We start from the raw sequence: 17,765 nt of genomic DNA on the forward strand, positions 1-17,765 counted from the left end.
GCCCACAGTCCGCCACTATGCACGACACACGGTGGCAGTCGATGGTTGTGCTCAACTAACGTCCAAGCTTCGACCGGACCATGCCGACCAGGGCGTTCAGTTCCTGGATGCGCATTTTGCGTGCGGCGACGTAGAACACGCCCAGAAGTGCGCCGATACCGGCGATCAGAGCGGTGATCGACCCGAGGAATCCGCTGCCGAGTGTCTGCATGACCCCGTACACCATGGCCCCCGAGACGATCGTGGCCGGGATGCTGGCGCCGGCCAGCCGTGCATAGGTCCGGACGACATGGGCGGTGTCGAGGTCGCCGTCCATGCGCTTGCTCAGCCGGCGCCAGGCCACACCGACGCCGATGATGTACGCCAGGCCGTAGGACGCCGCCATGCCGACCACGGCCCAGCGGGCGGGCAGGACCAGGAAGCAGAGGCCGGAGGCCGCGGCGTTGACAGCGGCGACGATCACCGTGTTGTAGAAGGGCGTGCGGGTGTCCTCGTACGCGTAGAAGGCGCGCAGGACGACGTACTGCACCGAGAACGGGATCAGGCCTACACCGAAGGCCATCAGCATGTAGCCCATCGGGACGCCGGCGCCGGAGGAGCCGTAGACCAGCGTGCACAGCGGGATGCCGAGGGAGAGGAAGCCGAAGGAGATCGGGACGATCGCGACGGCGGAGGTGCGCAGCCCCTGCGACATGTCGTCGCGGACGGCTCCGGTGTCACCGTCGTGTGCGGACCGGGCCAGCCGCGGCAGCAGCGCCGCCATCACGGAGACGGTGATGATCGCCTGCGGCATGTTCCAGATCAGCTGGGCGCTGGCGTACGAGATGAAGCCGGTGCCCGGGTGGCCCTGGTCGTTGGCGGTATTGCCGGCCCAGGTGGAGAGCTGGGTGACGACGAGGACGCCCGCCTGGTTGGCGAGCACGAACAGCACCGTCCACTTGGCGAGCTTGGCGGCCTTGCCCAGGCCGTGGCCGCGCCAGTCGAAGCGGAGCCGGAGTCTGAAGTCGGCGTCGCGCAGATACGGGATCATCGCCAGCGACTGGACGACGAGCCCGAGGAGGGTGCCGATGCCCAGGAGCCGGATGCCCTCGTCGGGGATCGTGGTGACGCCGATGTGCGAGGTCTCCGCCGAGCCGTAGACCCAGATGAACAGGCCGAAGGTGGCGATCATGACGATGTTGTTGAGGACCGGGGTCCACATCATCGCGCCGAAGCGGCCGCGGGCGTTGAGGATCTGGCCCATCACGACATGCAGGCCCATGAAGAAGATCGTGGGCACGCAGTAACGGGTGAAGGCGACCGCGACCTCGTTGGCCGCCGGGTCGCGGGAGATGTCGAGGGAGACCAACTTCACCAGCAAAGGCGCCGCGAAGACCGCCAGTACCGTGAGCGCGCCGAGGATCACCATGACCAGCGTCAGCAGCCGGTTGGCATAGGCCTCGCCGCCGTCGTCGTCCTCCTTCATCGCGCGCACCAGCTGCGGGACGAAGACGGAGTTCAGACCGCCGCCGATGGTCAGGATGAAGATCATCGTCGGAAGCTGGTAGGCGACCTGCCAGGAGTCACCGAGCACCGCGCCGCCGAGCGCCGCGACGATCAGTGCCGAGCGGACGAAGCCCGTGAGACGCGACACCATCGTGCCAGCGGCCATTACCGCGCTGGACTTGAACAGACCGCCGGACCGGCCACCGGCGGGCTTGCCGGCCGCCGCCACAGGGGCGGGCTCCGGCGTCGGCGCGGGCTGCTGGGGCACGGCCTCCGGGCCGGGCGCCGCACCGGCCGCCGCGGGGACCGGAGGCACCGGCGCGGGCTGCTGGGGCTCGTAGTGCTGCTGGTCCCGGTAGAGATGCGCGAAGGCATCGGACTCCGGACGCTCGCCGGCGGCCTGGGTCCTGAGGCCGCCGAGGCCCAGGAACTGTGTCGTCTTGTCGGCCTCGCCGTACGGGAGGCCGGCGGCCGGATCCTGCTGCTCGGGCGGCGGGGACGGGGCCCACCGCTGCGGGTCGGGCGTCTGACGGCCCGCGGGAGGCTGCTGGTAGAGCGGGGGCGCGGGCTGTCCCGGGGGCGGCGGTGGGTGCGCCGCGCGGTCGTAGCGCGCCTCGGCCACCGGATCCTGAGCGGTCGGGTCCTGGGCGCGGTACGGATCGTTGCGGTAGGCGTCCTGGACGTAGGGGTCCTGGTCCGCGGGCAACGGGGGCGTCGGAGGGACCGGGCCCGTGGGGTCGCCACCGGCGCCCCGGCCCCGGTCACCGTCATACGGCGCATTCATCGCTGCCCCACCTCATCCGTCGCCGGCCATCCGGCCCCGCCAACTATCAACGGTCCACTTTCTCACCTGAGCCGGACGGGTCGGAGCTTTCCGATCCGGTGTCCGGGCTGGGGTCACTCGGCTGCTCGGGCTCGTCGCCGTCCGTGCCGCCGTTGTCGCCGTCCGTACCTGTGTCGCCATCGGGCCCCTCGTCGTCGGACCCGCCCTCGGCGCGCCGGGCGGCCGCCCGCTTGCGCTGGAGATAGATCCGCACGCCGGCGAGGACGAGCAGCAGCACACCGCCGGCGATGACGAGCATCACCGTGGCGGTGATCTCCGTGACGTTCACCTGGAACGTCATGCGGTCACCGTAGGGCTTTCCGTCCGCCGTGTAGAGCTGGGCGGTCACCCAGGCCCGGCCGTTGGCGTTCGCCGTGGTGGCGAACTTGAACGACTGGCTGTGGCCGCCGTCCACCGTGATCTGCTGCGCCTTGCCCACGTCCAGTCGGTTGGGCTGGGACGAGGTCAGCTTCAGCGTCATGTCCTTGACGCCCTGGACCAGGTTGTTCTGGACCGTCACCGGAATCGTGGCGCTGCGCCCGGAGAGCGTCGCCCCCGACTTCTGGATCAGGTGCACCTTCTTGGTCAGACCGTCGAGGTAGCTGCGTACGGAGCGCCGGAAGCCCGCGGCACCGGAGGCATCGCCGCGCCACTCCGTCGACATCTCCCGCATTATGGCGCTGCCGAACGGGGTCACCACACGCTCGGGCTGGGCCAGGATCACGCGGTAGTCGTCCAGTGCGGCCTGGGTGCCCCGGATCTGGCGGAAGGCGGAGGTGGGGAGTTCCTGCCGGCGCAGCGAGGACGGGTAGGCGGCTCCGCTCGGCACCCGGCGGGTGGCCGAGGGGTCGGGCTTGGCCTTGGCCGCCTTGCCGAGGCTCAGCGGCTGGCTCCAGCGTCCGGAGTCGTCCAGCGTCCGCAGTGCGGTGGCCATGGCGTGGGCCTGGCTGACCGACGGCATGCGCTGCGGCGCGACGACGATGCTGCGCTGCCGGCCGGGGTCCTCCAGGCTGATCATCTGGGTCTGGGCGAGGAAGTCCTGGACCGCGTGGGCGGAGCTTCCGGCCTTCGACATATCGCCTTCGAAGGCCCGCGAGAGCTGCGCGTCCGCGACGACGGCGGTGTTGCCGCCGCCGATGGGGCGGGCCGCCGTCGGGGTGTAGGACAGTCCCCCGGTCTCCCGCAGGCTGTCGCTGCGGGTGATGACGTTGTGCGCACCGGCCGAGGTCGCGACATCCACGACCGAGGAGTCGATCGCACCATCGACGGGCCAGGCGAAGTCCGTCCGCGGCTTCACACCGAGGATGGTGTCCACGGTCTTCTCGGCGAGGTCGGTGGCCGGGCCGAGGTGGCTGAGCGCGCTGGGCACGTGCTTGCCGTGGTGGGCGAGCGAGGCGAGGTCGGGGTCGGCGAAGGGCAGCGCGACGACCTCATGCGTCTTGGCCGCGTCTTCGAGCTCGTGCAGCCACTGCTTGGCGACCGCCTGGTTCTTGCCCATGGGTCCGTCCGGGCCGTTGACCCGGTACGACTTGGTCATCGCGTCGACGGTGGCGAGCAGATCGGGGTCGATGACGAAGGTCACCGGCAGGTTCTTGCTGAGCGCGACCATCTGCTGCAGCCGGCCGCCCGGTGCGAGCTCGGCGGCGAGGTCGTCGTTGCGGAAGACCGGCGTCTGCTGGGCGTCGGCGTCGGTTTCGGCCGTGAGGTGGGTGGAGGAGATCAGCGGCCACATGTACGTGAGCTGCGTCTTCTTCTCGGTATCGGCCTCCTGCCAGGGCAGCAGCGTCCGGTCGAACCCGAGGACCTGGCTGTAGGGCGAGGCCTGCGAGCGCCCTGACACGGAGACACCGAGCTGGTACACACCGTTCTCATCGAGACGGAGGTCCTTGACCGGCACGCTGAGCGTGAAGGTGCGGCTGACCCCGGGCTCCAGCTTGCCGATCTTCTTCGCGCTGCCCTTGATCTCCTCGCCGTCCGCGCCGGGCACATAGCCGGTGCGACGGGACACATTGTCGATGGAGCTACGGCCGCCGAGCGCGTCTCCGCGGTGCATGCCGAGATGCGCGTCGGTGATCGTGCTGCGGCCGTCGTTGGTCAGCGTCCCGGAGACGGTGACCGAGTCGCTCTTGGAGGGAGCGGACGGGGACATCGAGTCGATGGTGACGTCGACCGTGCGGGAGCCCGTCGGGGCCGCCTGGGCGGTGGGGGCATGCGGAACCTGGAGCAGGCCCACGAGCAGGAGTACCCCAGTGAGCAGTGTCACGGTCCTTCGCAGCCATCGACCACGCGGCCGTTCAGTCCCCTGGAACCCTGCCGCCTCGGCCACGCGCTCGTCCGTCCCTCGTCGTCGTCAGTGGTCGTCGGAATGTGCGTCCACGAATGGTAACGAGGCCCGCCGTGCCGGAGTGCCAGGGACTGCTCCACATGATCGCCGCGCGGAGACCCGGGCGCCCGGCCTGACCCCTTTATTACGTGGCGCCTCGCGCTGCGCGGCCACGTACCCTGTTTTGTTGTGCCGAACGCCAACAATGACCTCCCCGCCCCGCTCGCCGAGCAGACCCCGCAGTCGACGAACGCGCTGAACCATGTCCAGCGCCGCGCCGTGAGCGAGCTGCTGCGGGTGTCCCCCGTCGCGGATGACCTGGCTCGCCGATTCCAGGAGGCCGGGTTCACACTTGCCCTGGTCGGCGGCTCGGTCCGGGACGCGCTGCTGGGGCGGCTCGGCAACGACCTGGACTTCACCACCGATGCCCGCCCTGAGGACGTTCTGAAGATCGTCCGGCCGTGGGCGGACGCGCTCTGGGAGGTCGGCATCGCCTTCGGCACGGTCGGCTGCAAGAAGGACTCCTTCGACATCGAGGTCACGACCTACCGGTCCGAGGCGTACGACCGCACCTCCCGCAAGCCCGAGGTGTCGTACGGCGACTCCATCGAGCAGGATCTGGTGCGCCGGGACTTCACGGTGAACGCCATGGCGGTGCTGCTCCCGCAGAAGGAGTTCGTCGACCCGCACGACGGTCTGGAGGACCTGGCAGCGCAGGTGCTGCGGACGCCGGGGACGCCGGAGGAGTCGTTCTCCGATGATCCGCTGCGGATGATGCGCGCAGCCCGCTTCGCCGCCCAGCTGGACTTCGAGGTGGACCCTGCGGTCTTCGCCGCGATGAAGGCGATGTCGGACCGCATCGAGATCGTCTCCGCGGAGCGCGTACGGGACGAGCTGAACAAGCTGCTCCTGGCGCCGCACCCGCGCGAGGGGCTGCGGCTGCTGGTCGATTCGGGCCTGGCCGGCCATGTCCTGCCCGAGCTGCCCGCGCTGCGGCTGGAAAGTGACGAGCATCACCGCCACAAGGACGTCTACGAGCACTCGCTGACGGTGCTGGAGCAGGCGATCGACCTGGAGGAGAACGGGCCCGATCTCGTGCTGCGGCTGGCGGCGCTCCTCCACGACATCGGCAAGCCCCGGACACGGCGCTTCGAGAAGGACGGCCGGGTCTCCTTCCATCACCACGAAGTGGTGGGCGCGAAGATGACCAAGAAGCGGATGACCGCTCTGAAGTACTCCAACGACCTGGTGAAGGACGTCTCACGGCTGGTGGAGCTGCATCTGCGCTTCCACGGCTACGGGACGGGAGAGTGGACGGACTCCGCGGTCCGTCGCTATGTGCGGGACGCCGGTCCGCAGCTGGAGCGGCTGCACAAGCTGACCCGCTCGGACTGCACGACCCGCAACAAGCGCAAGGCCGGTGCCCTGTCGCGCGCCTATGACGGGCTCGAGGAGCGCATCGCGCTGCTACAGGAGCAGGAAGAGCTGGACTCGATCCGCCCGGACCTGGACGGCAACGAGATCATGCAGATTCTGGGCATCGGCCCGGGGCCCGAGGTCGGCAAGGCGTACAAGCAGATGCTGGAGCTGCGGCTGGAGCACGGGCCCATGGAGCGGGAGGCGGCGGTCGCCGCGCTGAAGGAGTGGTGGGCCGCTCAGAGCTGAGCGTGAAACGGGCGGTGTTTCACGTGAAACAAGGAGCGGTGTTTCACGTGAAACACCGCTCCTTTGTCTTCCGGGGCGTCCGGCGTGCGCTACTTCACCGAGGTCAGGCAGAGCACCATGCGGGTGTTTCCGCTCCTGCGACGGTGCACGTCCTTGACGTAGGCCGACTCTCCCTCGGAGCACACCGTCGGGTCCGTGGTGTCGTTGTGCACGGTGCTCACCTTGTAATCGGCTTCCGAGCTGCCGCAGTCCACCACCTTGAGACCGTCGTCGAGTGCACTGCTGGACTTCTGCACACAGTCGCCGGCCTCAGCGCTCTCCGCGTCGTCCAGGCTGTTGATCCAGAAGAACGCGAAGACGATTACCGCGATGACGAGGCCGATGGCCCGCAGGATCGCCTTGGGGGACCGGCGTTTGGCGGGCTGTGGCGGCGGCACCGGAGCTCCGCCCTGCATGTAGGGCTGCTGTGGCTGGGGCGCCATGGGGTAGCCCGGCGGAGGCTGTTGCCCGTACGGAGCCTGCGGCTGCGGAGGGTGGGCGTAGCCCTGAGGCTGGCCATAGGGGGCCTGCGGTGCTTGCGGTGCCTGCGGATAGGGGCTCTGGCCGTACGGCTGCTGTCCGTATGGCTGCTGCCCGTACGACGCCTGGCCGTACGGATTCGGGCCCTGAGGCGGCGTGGTCATGGGAGTCCCCCGTTATTGATGTGTACAGGCTCGTGCTCGAAGCCCGTAAGGTACCGGGTCTGTGCGCGCCCTGTTGCAGGGCCCAGGGGGCTGAGCGGCGAGGGGACGTCGCCTTAACCGCGCCCCGAGCGGACCGTGGCCACGGCGATCAGTGCGTAGAGCACCGTCACCATGGCGAGCAGGGCGGCGGACCGGCCGTCCGGAGGCAGTATCAGGGCCGCGACCGCGGCGGCACCGACGAAGGCGACATTGAAGAGCACGTCGTAGATGGCGAAGGACCGGCCGCGGAAGGCGTCATCGACCGTCGACTGGACGATCGTGTCCGTGGAGATCTTGGTTCCCTGGGTGCTCAGACCGAGTACGAACGCGGCGGCCAGCATCGGACCCGGCGTGAAGAACAGCCCGAGAGAGGGCAGCAGCACCGCGCCCAGTGCCGCACAGCCCGCGATCCAGCCGAACGCGGTGAGCCGCTCGACGGCCCAGGGCGTGACGATCGCGGCCGAGAAGAAGCCCGCCCCCGAGACGCCGAGGGTGATCCCGAGCAGCGCCAGGCCCTCGGACTCGGTCTCGGCCCAGGAGTACCGGCACAGCATCAGCACCATCACCGTCAGCGCCCCGTAGCAGAAACGCATCAGGGCCATCGCGATCAGCGCCCGGGCCGGGGTGCGCCGCTCGGCGAGATGGCGCAGCCCTTCCCACAGCCCGCGCACGGTGCTCAACAGGGCTGCCCGCAGGTGCGGTTGGAGGCGGGAGGGGTCGGGGCCGAGCAGCTGCGGGCCCATGCGCAGCGCGGTCAGGGCCGAACAGAAGTAGAGGGCCGCGGCGAGCAGCACGACGAAGGCGTCCACCTCCGACCCGGCCAGCCGGACGGCGAAGGCGAGCCCACCGCCCGCCGTCGCGGCGAGCGTGCCGGCCGTGGGAGTCAGGGAGTTGGCCATGACCAGCTGCTGTTCACCGTCGACCACGCGCGGGAGCGCGGCCGAGAGCCCGGCCAGGACAAAGCGGTTCACGGCGGTCACGGCGAGGGCCGAGGCATAGAAGAGCCAGTCCGGGGCCTTCGACGCGATCAGTGTCGCGGTGGCCATCGCCAGCAGCGTGCGCAGCAGATTGCCGTACAGCAGGACCTGCCGGCGCCGCCAGCGGTCGAGCAGCACGCCGGTGAACGGCCCGAGGAGGGAGTACGGGAGCAGCAGGATCGCCATGGCGGAGGCGATGGCCGCGGGCGACGTCTGCTTCTCGGGCGAGAAGACGACGAAGGTGGCGAGCGCGACCTGGAACACCCCGTCGGCCGCCTGGGACAGGAGCCGTGCGGCAAGGAGCGAACGGAAGTCGCGTAGCCGGAGTAATACGCGAAGGACGCGCACAGCATGCATGAGGCACAGCCTCACACAGCCCGCAGGCCCCCGGGCGGAATACCCCGGGGGCCTGCGGAGGGAGCGTGCGCCGGGCGGCTCAGCGCTCGATGTCGCCGTTGATGAACTTCTCGACGTTCTCCCGTGCCTCGTCGTCGAAGTACTGCACCGGCGGCGACTTCATGAAGTACGAGGACGCGGAGAGCACCGGGCCACCGATGCCGCGGTCCTTGGCGATCTTCGCGGCGCGCAGGGCGTCGATGATGACACCCGCGGAGTTCGGGGAGTCCCAGACCTCGAGCTTGTACTCCAGGTTCAGCGGGACGTCACCGAAGGCACGGCCCTCGAGGCGGACATAGGCCCACTTGCGGTCGTCCAGCCAGGCCACGAAGTCCGAGGGGCCGATGTGGACGTTGTCCTCGCCCATCTCCCGGTCCCGGATCTGGGAGGTGACGGCCTGCGTCTTGGAGATCTTCTTGGACTCCAGGCGCTCGCGCTCGAGCATGTTCTTGAAGTCCATGTTGCCGCCGACGTTCAGCTGCATCGTGCGGTCCAGGATGACGCCCCGGTCCTCGAAGAGCTTGGCCATCACACGGTGCGTGATCGTGGCGCCGACCTGCGACTTGATGTCGTCACCGACGATCGGGACACCGGCCTCGGTGAACTTGTCCGCCCACTCCTTGGTGCCGGCGATGAAGACCGGGAGGGCGTTGACGAAGCCGACCTTGGCGTCGATGGCGCACTGGGCGTAGTACTTCGCGGCGTCCTCGGAGCCCACCGGGAGGTAGCAGACCAGCACATCGGCCTGCGTGTCCTTGAGGACCTGGACGATGTCGACCGGGGCCTCGGGGGACTCCTCGATCGTCTGGCGGTAGTACTTGCCCAGGCCGTCGAGGGTGTGACCGCGCTGGACCTGCACGCCGGCGTTCGGCACGTCGCAGATCTTGATGGTGTTGTTCTCGCTGGCGCCGATGGCATCCGCGAGGTCGAGCCCGACCTTCTTGGCGTCGACGTCGAAGGCAGCCACGAACTCGATGTCACGCACGTGGTAGTCGCCGAACTGCACGTGCATGAGGCCGGGCACGCGGCTCTTCGGGTCGGCGTCCTTGTAGTACTCGACGCCCTGTACCAGCGAGGCGGCGCAGTTGCCCACGCCGACGATGGCTACGCGAACCGAACCCATTCCGGTTGCTCCCTGTGTTCTCGATGAGGATCTGCACGGCAGAGCCTCATGTGGTGGTGTCATCGGACGGATCCGGCCGGGATCCACCCCGGTGCCGGGGCAGGCCGCCCGTATCTCCTGACTGGTTCTTGTCCTGCGCTGCGGAATCCGTGGGGCGCTGATCACGCCCGGCGCGCTCACTCTCGATGAGCTCGTTCAGCCAACGGACTTCGCGCTCCACGGATTCCATACCGTGCCGCTGAAGTTCGAGGGTGTAGTCGTCCATGCGCTCGCGGGACCTGGCCAAGGAGGTACGCATCCTCTCAAGACGCTCCTCCAGCCGACTGCGGCGGCCTTCCAGTACGCGCATCCGTACGTCCCGCGAGGTTTGGCCGAAAAACGCGAAACGGACACCGAAGTGCTCGTCCTCCCACGCATCCGGGCCGGAGTGGGCGAGCAGTTCCTCGAAGTGTTCTTTGCCCGCTGCGGTCAATCGGTAGACGATTTTGGCTCGGCGCCCTGTCAGAGCCGCGGCGGGTACGCCCTCCGGGGCGCCGTCCGTCTCCTCGATCAGCCAGCCGCTCGCGACCAGCGCCTTGAGGCAGGGGTAGAGGGTGCCATAGCTGAACGCACGGAAGACCCCGAGCGAGGTGTTGAGCCGTTTTCGCAGCTCATAGCCGTGCATCGGGGACTCGCGGAGCAGGCCGAGGACGGCGAACTCGAGGATGCCGGAACGTCTGCTCATCCTCCGCCTCCTTGGTCCGGTGCGTTCTTTATGTCGTGCTGATGTATCGACTCGATACATCCAGACGATAGAACGGCCACCTGGTCGGAACAAGAGGGGGCACGGTGAACGGCATCACATCACCGAATCGTTCTCATCAACCTGACTGATTTGGAGTGAATTTCAACACTGGGCAGGTTTTGGCCGTGCGTAGTCTGTGCGGCATGCAGACTGCCGGGAACCGTGGGCCGATATCTGGCGTCCTCGTCCTCGGTGTAGTGCGGCTCGCGCCTCAGGAGCGGGTCGTGCATCGGGGGGACCTGAAGACAACTGCCGCCTTCAGGCGACGAGAAAGCGCGCCTGCCCGAGGAGTATTCGTTCCATGAGCGAGCACCGTCGCAAACCGCCACAGCCGCAGAGTGGCGGACGTGCCGCGGCCCGACGCGCCGCACAGCAGCCATCAGGGCGCCGTGCCGCCCCTTCCCGTGGCTCCGCTGCCGGTCCTGCCTCTCACTCCGAGTCGTCCGGCTACGAGCCGCGGCAGGGTGGGCGCGCCGATGCCCGGAGAGCCGCCCAGCGCGGCGGCCGCCGGCGGTCGTCCGATGCCGAGATGGCCTCCGGTGATGGCGCCGGGGGCCGTGGTGGCGGTGGCCGTCGAGGTGGTGGCGGCGGTGGTCCCGAGGGAGGCCGCGGCCGCGGTCGCGGCGGCGGGAAGCCTGCCAAGAAGCGCTTTATCGACTACCCGCGTGCCAACCGCGTGGGCTGGCGGCGCTTTGTGCCGTCGTGGAAGCAGGTCACGACCCTGTGCGTCGGATTCATAGGGTTGATCGTGGGTGCCTCCGGCGTCGCACTGGCCTTGGTGAACGTGCCCAGCGAGAGTGACGCGGCCAAGTCGCAGAACAACGTCTACCTCTGGTCTGACGGCAAGGTCATGGCGCGTGACGGGGAGACGAACCGGCAGAACGTCACGATCAACGAGATTCCGCTCGAGATGCAGAAGGCGGCGATCGCCGCGGAGAACGCATCATTCCGGACGGACTCGGGTGTGGACCCGATGGGCATCGCCCGTGCGTTGGTCAACATGGCCAGGGGCGGCGAGACCCAGGGTGGCTCGACCATCACTCAGCAGTACGTGAAGAACGCGATGCTGAGCCAGGAGCAGACCCTTGACCGTAAGTTCAAGGAGCTGTTCATCGCGATCAAGGTCGGCTGGTCTAAGAGCAAGGACCAGATCCTTCAGGGGTACCTGAACACCAGCTACTACGGTCGTGGGGCGTACGGGATCCAAGCGGCGGCTCAGGCGTACTACGGCAAGGACGCCGAGAAGCTGGACGCGAACGAGAGCGCCTTCCTGGCCACCGTTCTCAAGGGCGCGGATCTGTACGACCCGGCGGGTGGTACCAGCCCGGGGGCCACGAAGGCGGCGAACACCAAGCGCGCCAAGGCGCGGTGGTCCTGGATCCTCGACCGGGAGGTCGAGAACCACCTCATGACCAAGGCGGAACGGGCTAAGTACCGGGGACACTTCCCCACGCCGAAGCTGCCGAAGCCGGTCGCCGGCAAGAGCGGTCAGATCGGCTACATGATGGACACCGCCAAGAAGTACGTGCTGAAGCACTCGGGTCTCAGCGAAGCCCAGTTCGACAAGGGCGGCTACACGATCCGCACGACCTTCAGCTCGAAGAAGACCAACGACCTCGAGGCCGCGGTCAAGAAGGTCAACAAGCGGTACATCGACCCCGATAAGCGCGCGAAGGACAAATTCGTCCAGTTCGGCGGGGCCTCAGTGGTGCCGGGAGACGGCAAGATCGTCGCCCTGTACGGCGGTGAGGGCTATGACAAGGGGCACTTCAGCAACAACGCGGACACGTTCGGTGTCCCGGTGGGCTCGACCTGGAAGCCGTTCGTGCTCGCGGCAGCGATGAAGTACGGAACGGTCAAGAGCCATGGGGTGCCGATCAGGCCGGACAGCCGTTACAACGGCGACGACCACCTCAAGGTGAAGGACGCCCTGGGGAATTACGTCCGGAGGCGGGACAACTCGCTCTTCTATCAGGAGAACGAGAGCAACCATCCCTGGGGCTATATCCCGTTGACCAAGGCGATGGAGCAGTCCGTCAACACTCCGTTCGTGCAGCTCGGCATGGATGTCGGGATGAAGAAGGTCCGGGATATGGCGGAGGCCGCGGGTATCTCGGAGGCCAGCTTCGACAAGAACCTGAACCCGTCCTTCGCACTGGGCACCTCCACGCCGAGCGCGATCCGTATGGCCGATGCGTATGCCACGTTCGCCCAGTCCGGGACGAAGGTGGAGCCCTATTCGGTGACGAAGGTGACGTACAAGGGTCAGGACCTCGACGGCTTCGACAAGCCCCAGAGCGAAACGGCGATGGATGCCAACGTCGCCAACAACGTGACCAAGGTGCTCGAGAACGTCATCGAAAACGGCACGGCGAAGGAAGCCAAGCGGCTGGGCATGCCGGCTGCTGGTAAGACCGGTACCACCGACGAAAACAAGTCGGCCTGGTTCGTGGGCTACACCAAGCAGCTGTCGACGGCCATCACGATGTTCCGTGAGGACGCGGGAAACCCGCGTCAGCTGTCCATGAACGGTGTCGGCGGCTTTGACTCGATCCACGGTGGTGCGCTGCCCACCGAGGTCTGGACCGAGTACATGCTCCAGGCGATGAAGGGCGTCACACCGGAGTCCTTCCCGCCGGCCACGCCCGTCGGACAGCGGTTCGATCAGGAGGGCATGCCGACGCCGACGCCGACTCCCACGCCGTCGGACACGCCGTCGGACACGCCGTCGGCGTCGCCCAGCAAGTCCGCTCCCCCGACGAACTCTCCGAGCCCGACCCCGACCGACAGCTGTTCCCCCTGGGACCTGAACTGCCGGAACAACGGTGGGGCCGGCAACGGGGGCGGTAACGGAAATGGCGCGGGTGGTCCCGGTGGCGGCGCCGGTGGCACGAGCCCGACGCCTGATCCGACGGAGCCGACAGACAGTGGAGGCTGGCTCGGCGGCCCGAACGGCTGACCGTTTCACGTGAAACACGCTGAAGGTTTCACGTGAAACGTGGAGCAACGAAGCCCCCGCCCGGATTGACCGGGCGGGGGCTTCGCCGTTTTCTGCCCACGGCGGTACGGCAGGATGGGGCCATGACGAGCGTGCGACGGGATGATCCGGTACGGCCGACGAAGCAGGATGAGGTGGCGGCGGCCGGCAGCGAGCTGATCGGGGGGCCGATCGGCCGACACGCACTGCTCGGGATGCGCTGGCTGACGCCGGTGCGGATCATCGCGCTCATCGCCATCGGCATGTTCGCGCTCGGCATGGTGCAGAAGCTGCCCTGCTACAACGGCGGCTGGTTCTTCGGCGCCACGAGCCAGTACACGCACGCCTGCTATTCCGACATCCCGCACCTCTATGCGGGGCGGGGCTTCGCCGATGGCCTGATCCCGTATTTCGACCGGCTGCCCGGCGATATGGAGTATCTCGAGTACCCCGTGCTCACCGGAGTCTTCATGGAGGTCGCCTCCTGGATGACTCCGCACGGCGGGGGAATCCAACACCGCGAACAGATCTACTGGCTGGTCAACGCCGGCATGCTGATGATCTGCGCCGCTGTCGTCGCGGTGTGTGTGGCCCGCACCCACCGCCGCCGCCCCTGGGACGGCCTCCTGGTCGCCCTGGCGCCCGCTGCCGCCCTCACGGCCACCATCAACTGGGATCTCCTGGCGATCGCCCTGACGGCCGCCGGGATGCTGATGTGGTCACGCAGCCGCCCGCTTGCGGCCGGCATCCTCATCGGGCTGGCCACCGCGGCGAAGCTGTACCCGGTGCTGCTGCTGGGCCCGCTGCTGGTGCTGTGCTGGCGTGCGGGCGCCTGGCGCGCGTTCCGGAAGGCGCTGGCCGGTACCGTCGTGTCCTGGCTGGTGGTGAACCTGCCGGTGATGATCACGCATGATGCCGCGGGCTTCCACATCCGGGAGGGCTGGGCGAAGTTCTACACCTTCAGCCAGGAACGGCCCATCGACTTCGGTTCGATCTGGCTGCTGATCTCGCAGCGCACCGGGAACCCTCTGGAGGACGCCAATACCTACGCCACGCTGCTGATGATCGTGGGTTGTGGCGCCATCGGCCTGCTGACTCTCTACGCACCGCGCCGGCCGCGCTTCGCGCAGCTCGCGTTCCTCGTCGTCGCGCTGTTCATCCTCACCAACAAGGTCTACTCGCCGCAGTACGTCCTGTGGCTGACCCCGCTCGCCGCGCTGGCCCGGCCGCGCTGGCGGGACTTCCTGATCTGGCAGGCATGCGAGGTCATGTACTTCCTCGGGATCTGGACGTACCTCGCCTACACCGGAAGCGGAGACAAGCACCAGGGGCTGCCGACGGAGGGCTACCAACTGGCCATCGCCCTGCACCTCTTGGGCACTCTCTACCTGTGCGCCTTGGTCGTACGGGACATCCTGATGCCGGAGCGCGATGTGGTCCGCAGGGACGGGGACGACGATCCCTCGGGCGGCGTTCTGGACCGCAGCCCCGATGTGTTCGTGCTCGGGCGGACGTACCACCCGCCCCGGCACGCGGTGCAGTTCCAGGCGACGCCGCGGGTGCGCTGGGGCGCCGTACGGGACTGAGCGGCCCCCCGCCGTCAACGCACCGGGCCCGGTGCCGCAGAGGAGATCTGCGGCACCGGGCCCTTGGCGTATCTGCGCCGTGGCTCGGCCGGCTCAGCGGTCCACGAGGCGGTCGAACTGGGTGGTGGTGTGCCGCAGATGGGCCACCAGCTCCTCGCCGACCTGCGGCTGCGGGGCATCGCCCGGCACAAACAGGATCGACACCTGCATGTGCGGCGGCTCCGCGAACCAGCGCTGTTTCCCGGCCCACACATAAGGCGCGAGATTGCGGTTCACGGTCGCCAGCCCGGCCCGTGCCACGCCCTTGGCGCGCGGCATCACTCCGTGCAGCGCCTTGGGCGACTCCAGCCCGACACCGTGCGAGGTACCGCCCGCCACCACGACCAGGTAGCCGTCGGAGGCCGCCTTCTGCTGGCGGTAGCCGAAGCGCTCGCCCTTGGCGACCCGGGTGACATCGAGCACCGAACCGCGGTATTCGGTGGCCTCGTGGTCACCGAGCCACAGCCGGGTACCGATCCGCGCGCGAAAGCGCGTCTGGGGGAACTGCTGCTGGAGACGGGCGAGCTCATCGGCCTTGAGGTGGCTGACGAACATGGTGTGCAGCGGGAGGCGGGCGGAGCGGAGCTGGTCCATCCAGCCGATGACCTCCTCGACCGCGTCGGACCCGTCGGCGCGGTCCAGCGGCAGGTGGATCGCGAAGCCTTCGAGCCGGACGTCCTCGATGGCGGCGGCCAGCTTCGGCAGGTCCTCCGGCTTGACGCCATGGCGCTTCATGCTGCTCATGACCTCGATGACGACCCGCGCTCCGACCAGGCCGCCGACACCCTCGACCGACGACACCGAGCGGATCGCCCGGTCGGGCAGCGGCACCGGCTCCTCACCGTGGCGGAACGGGGTCAGGACGAGCAGATCGCCGCTGAAGAAGTCCTTGATGCGGGCCGCTTCGTAGGTCGTTCCGACCGCGAGGATGTCGGCACCGAGGCGGGTCGCCTCGTCGGCGAGGCGCTCATGGCCGAAGCCGTAGCCGTTGCCTTTGCAGACCGGGACCAACCCGGGGAACTGCTGGAGAACGCTCTGCTGATGCGCCCGCCAGCGCGCGGTGTCGACGTAGAGGGTGAGCGCCATGGCCGGGCCCGGAACCTTTCTCGTGGCTGGTGTCTCAGGGGGACGAACGGTGCGGTGGAGCGTCAGCGGCGCGCCATGTAGTAGTCGAATGCCTTGTGCAGAAGCTTGTTGAGCGGGAAGTCCCACTCACCGAGGTACTCCGCTGCCTGCCCACCCGTGCCGACCTTGAACTGGATCAGGCCGAAGAGGTGGTCGTTCTCGTCCAGCGAGTCGCTGATGCCGCGGAGGTCGTAGACCGAGGCGCCGAGCGCGTAGGAGTCCTGAAGCATCTTCCACTGCATCGCGTTGGAGGGCCGGACCTCACGGCCGATGTTGTCCGAGGCGCCGTAGGAGTACCAGACATGTCCGCCGACGACGAGCATCGTCGCGGCCGACAGGTTCACGCCGTCATGACGGGCGAAGTACAGCCGCATGCGGTCGGGGTCCTCGGCGTTGAGGGCCTTCCACATGCGCTGGAAGTAGCCCAGCGGACGCGGCCGGAATTGGTCACGCACCGCGGTGATCTCGTAGAGACGCTGCCACTCGGCCAGGTCGTCGTAGCCGCCCTGGACCACCTCGACACCGGCCTTCTCGGCCTTCTTGATGTTGCGGCGCCACAGCTGGTTGAAGCCCTTGTGGACCTCCTCCAGCGAACGGTCGGCCAGCGGCACCTGGAAGACATAGCGGGGCTGGACGTCGGCGAAGCCGGCGCCGCCGTCCTCGCCCTGCTGCCAGCCCATGCGGCGCAGCTTGTCGGCCACCTCGAAGGCGCGCGGCTCGATATGGGTCGCCTCGACGTCCCGCAGCCGCTTGACGTCCGGGTTCTGGATGCCGGCCTTGATCGCCGGGGAGTCCCAGCGGCGGATGATGACCGGCGGGCCCATCTTCACGGTGAAGGCACCCTGGTGCTTGAGATGCGCGAGCATCGGTTGCAGCCAGTCCTCCAGGTTCGGCGCGTACCAGTTGATGACCGGGCCCTCGGGGAGGTACGCGAGGTAGCGCTTGACCCGGGGTACCTGGCGGTAAAGGACCAGCCCGGCACCGACCATCTCACCGCTGGGGTCGAACCAGCCCAGGCTCTCCGAACGCCATTCGGCCTTGACGTCTGCCCAGGCAGGGACCTGCATGTGGCTGGCCGCGGGCAGACTCTGGATATATGCCAGATGCTGCTCTCGGCTGATGGTCCTCAGGGTCAGGCTCATGCGGGGCGCTCCTCGGCAGGTGTGTCCCCATGGTCGGGGCTCCGGCTCTCGCGCCGAAGCCTACTGTGACCGTGGAGCGCCCCGTCTGGGCCATACGGGCTGGGGCCCCGTATGTCGTATCGGCTAGCCGACGAGACCGCCGAAGAGGCCGCCGTGTGCCAGGCCGAGGTAGAAGCCGACGGCCGCTGCCCCGAGGCCGATGATCGACAGGAAGCGTTCGCCGGTGGTCGACGAGATGAACTGGCCCCACAGGCCGGTGCCGATCCCGATCAGACCGACCCAGGAACTGACCAGGTGCAGGCTGGGAGAGAGCGTGGTGAAGATGGCGATCGCGCCGAGCACCACGGTGACGATGGCGAAGGTGTTCTCGACGGGATGGTCCTTGCCGTCGCTGTTGAGAAGCGACAGGAAATTGCGCTGGGTCCGTGCCTGTGCCATGCGGCACCTCCGATGACAGGGCGGCGCACTGTAACGCCGCTCACACCCGTTGTGTTCCAGATTGCGGGGTGGAGCGGACGGATTTCAACCGGAAGGCATCAGGCAGGTACTCTGTACGGTCTGCGCCTATGTCTGTCCGGAGCACCGGACGGACCGGGTG

At 68.2% G+C, this 17,765-nt stretch carries 12 protein-coding genes; 3 read left to right on the forward strand and 9 right to left on the reverse strand.

The features are described 5' to 3' along the window. Positions 1-55: 55 nt before the first annotated feature. Entirely contained in the window at positions 56-2,269 is a 2,214-nt protein-coding gene (gene murJ, locus CP981_RS19740) for a murein biosynthesis integral membrane protein MurJ (protein WP_085923679.1), read from the reverse strand. Between the two features lie 46 nt (positions 2,270-2,315). Further along, positions 2,316-4,571 carry a DUF6049 family protein gene (locus CP981_RS19745; RefSeq protein WP_085923678.1) on the reverse strand — a complete coding sequence of 752 codons (2,256 nt, stop codon included), beginning with the start codon at positions 4,569-4,571 and terminating at the stop codon, positions 2,316-2,318. Between the two features lie 249 nt (positions 4,572-4,820). Between CP981_RS19745 and CP981_RS19750 the strand changes: the two genes are divergently transcribed. Continuing rightward, positions 4,821-6,296: a CCA tRNA nucleotidyltransferase gene (locus CP981_RS19750; RefSeq protein WP_085923677.1), complete on the forward strand. Its 1,476-nt coding sequence runs from the start codon at positions 4,821-4,823 to the stop codon at positions 6,294-6,296. Positions 6,297-6,385: 89 nt separating this feature from the next. Here the strand turns inward: CP981_RS19750 and CP981_RS38165 are convergent, their stop codons facing one another. The 4 genes from CP981_RS38165 to CP981_RS19770 form a co-directional block, all read right to left on the reverse strand. Beyond that, entirely contained in the window at positions 6,386-6,979 is a 594-nt protein-coding gene (locus CP981_RS38165; protein ID WP_169838814.1) for an LppU/SCO3897 family protein, read from the reverse strand. A 113-nt stretch (positions 6,980-7,092) separates the two neighbouring features. After that, positions 7,093-8,352: an MFS transporter gene (locus CP981_RS19760; RefSeq protein ID WP_085923676.1), complete on the reverse strand. Its 1,260-nt coding sequence runs from the start codon at positions 8,350-8,352 to the stop codon at positions 7,093-7,095. A gap of 79 nt (positions 8,353-8,431) precedes the next feature. Then, entirely contained in the window at positions 8,432-9,514 is a 1,083-nt protein-coding gene (locus CP981_RS19765; protein ID WP_085923675.1) for an inositol-3-phosphate synthase, read from the reverse strand. Between the two features lie 46 nt (positions 9,515-9,560). Then, the gene (locus tag CP981_RS19770) at positions 9,561-10,238 is read right to left on the reverse strand and encodes a PadR family transcriptional regulator (protein WP_085923674.1); all 678 of its coding nucleotides are present in this window, start codon (positions 10,236-10,238) and stop codon (positions 9,561-9,563) included. Between the two features lie 361 nt (positions 10,239-10,599). On the opposite strand from CP981_RS19770, the gene CP981_RS19780 reads away from it, so the two are divergent. Then, a complete protein-coding gene (locus tag CP981_RS19780) occupies positions 10,600-13,257 on the forward strand; it encodes a transglycosylase domain-containing protein (RefSeq protein ID WP_425282140.1) in 2,658 nt (885 codons plus the stop codon). A 122-nt stretch (positions 13,258-13,379) separates the two neighbouring features. Continuing rightward, the gene (locus tag CP981_RS19785; protein WP_085923672.1) at positions 13,380-14,861 is read left to right on the forward strand and encodes a glycosyltransferase family 87 protein; all 1,482 of its coding nucleotides are present in this window, start codon (positions 13,380-13,382) and stop codon (positions 14,859-14,861) included. A 93-nt stretch (positions 14,862-14,954) separates the two neighbouring features. Here the strand turns inward: CP981_RS19785 and CP981_RS19790 are convergent, their stop codons facing one another. The 3 genes from CP981_RS19790 to CP981_RS19800 form a co-directional block, all read right to left on the reverse strand. Then, positions 14,955-15,986, reverse strand: coding sequence for an alanine racemase (locus tag CP981_RS19790; RefSeq protein WP_085923671.1), 1,032 nt, complete (start codon positions 15,984-15,986; stop codon positions 14,955-14,957). 62 nt (positions 15,987-16,048) lie between these two features. Further along, the gene (locus CP981_RS19795) at positions 16,049-17,167 is read right to left on the reverse strand and encodes a lipid II:glycine glycyltransferase FemX (RefSeq protein ID WP_085923670.1); all 1,119 of its coding nucleotides are present in this window, start codon (positions 17,165-17,167) and stop codon (positions 16,049-16,051) included. A 123-nt stretch (positions 17,168-17,290) separates the two neighbouring features. Further along, positions 17,291-17,605, reverse strand: a complete 315-nt coding sequence (locus CP981_RS19800; protein WP_085923669.1) for a hypothetical protein — start codon at positions 17,603-17,605, stop codon at positions 17,291-17,293. Positions 17,606-17,765 lie beyond the last annotated feature (160 nt).

Source organism: Streptomyces platensis (assembly GCF_008704855.1).
Classification (GTDB): domain Bacteria; phylum Actinomycetota; class Actinomycetes; order Streptomycetales; family Streptomycetaceae; genus Streptomyces; species Streptomyces platensis.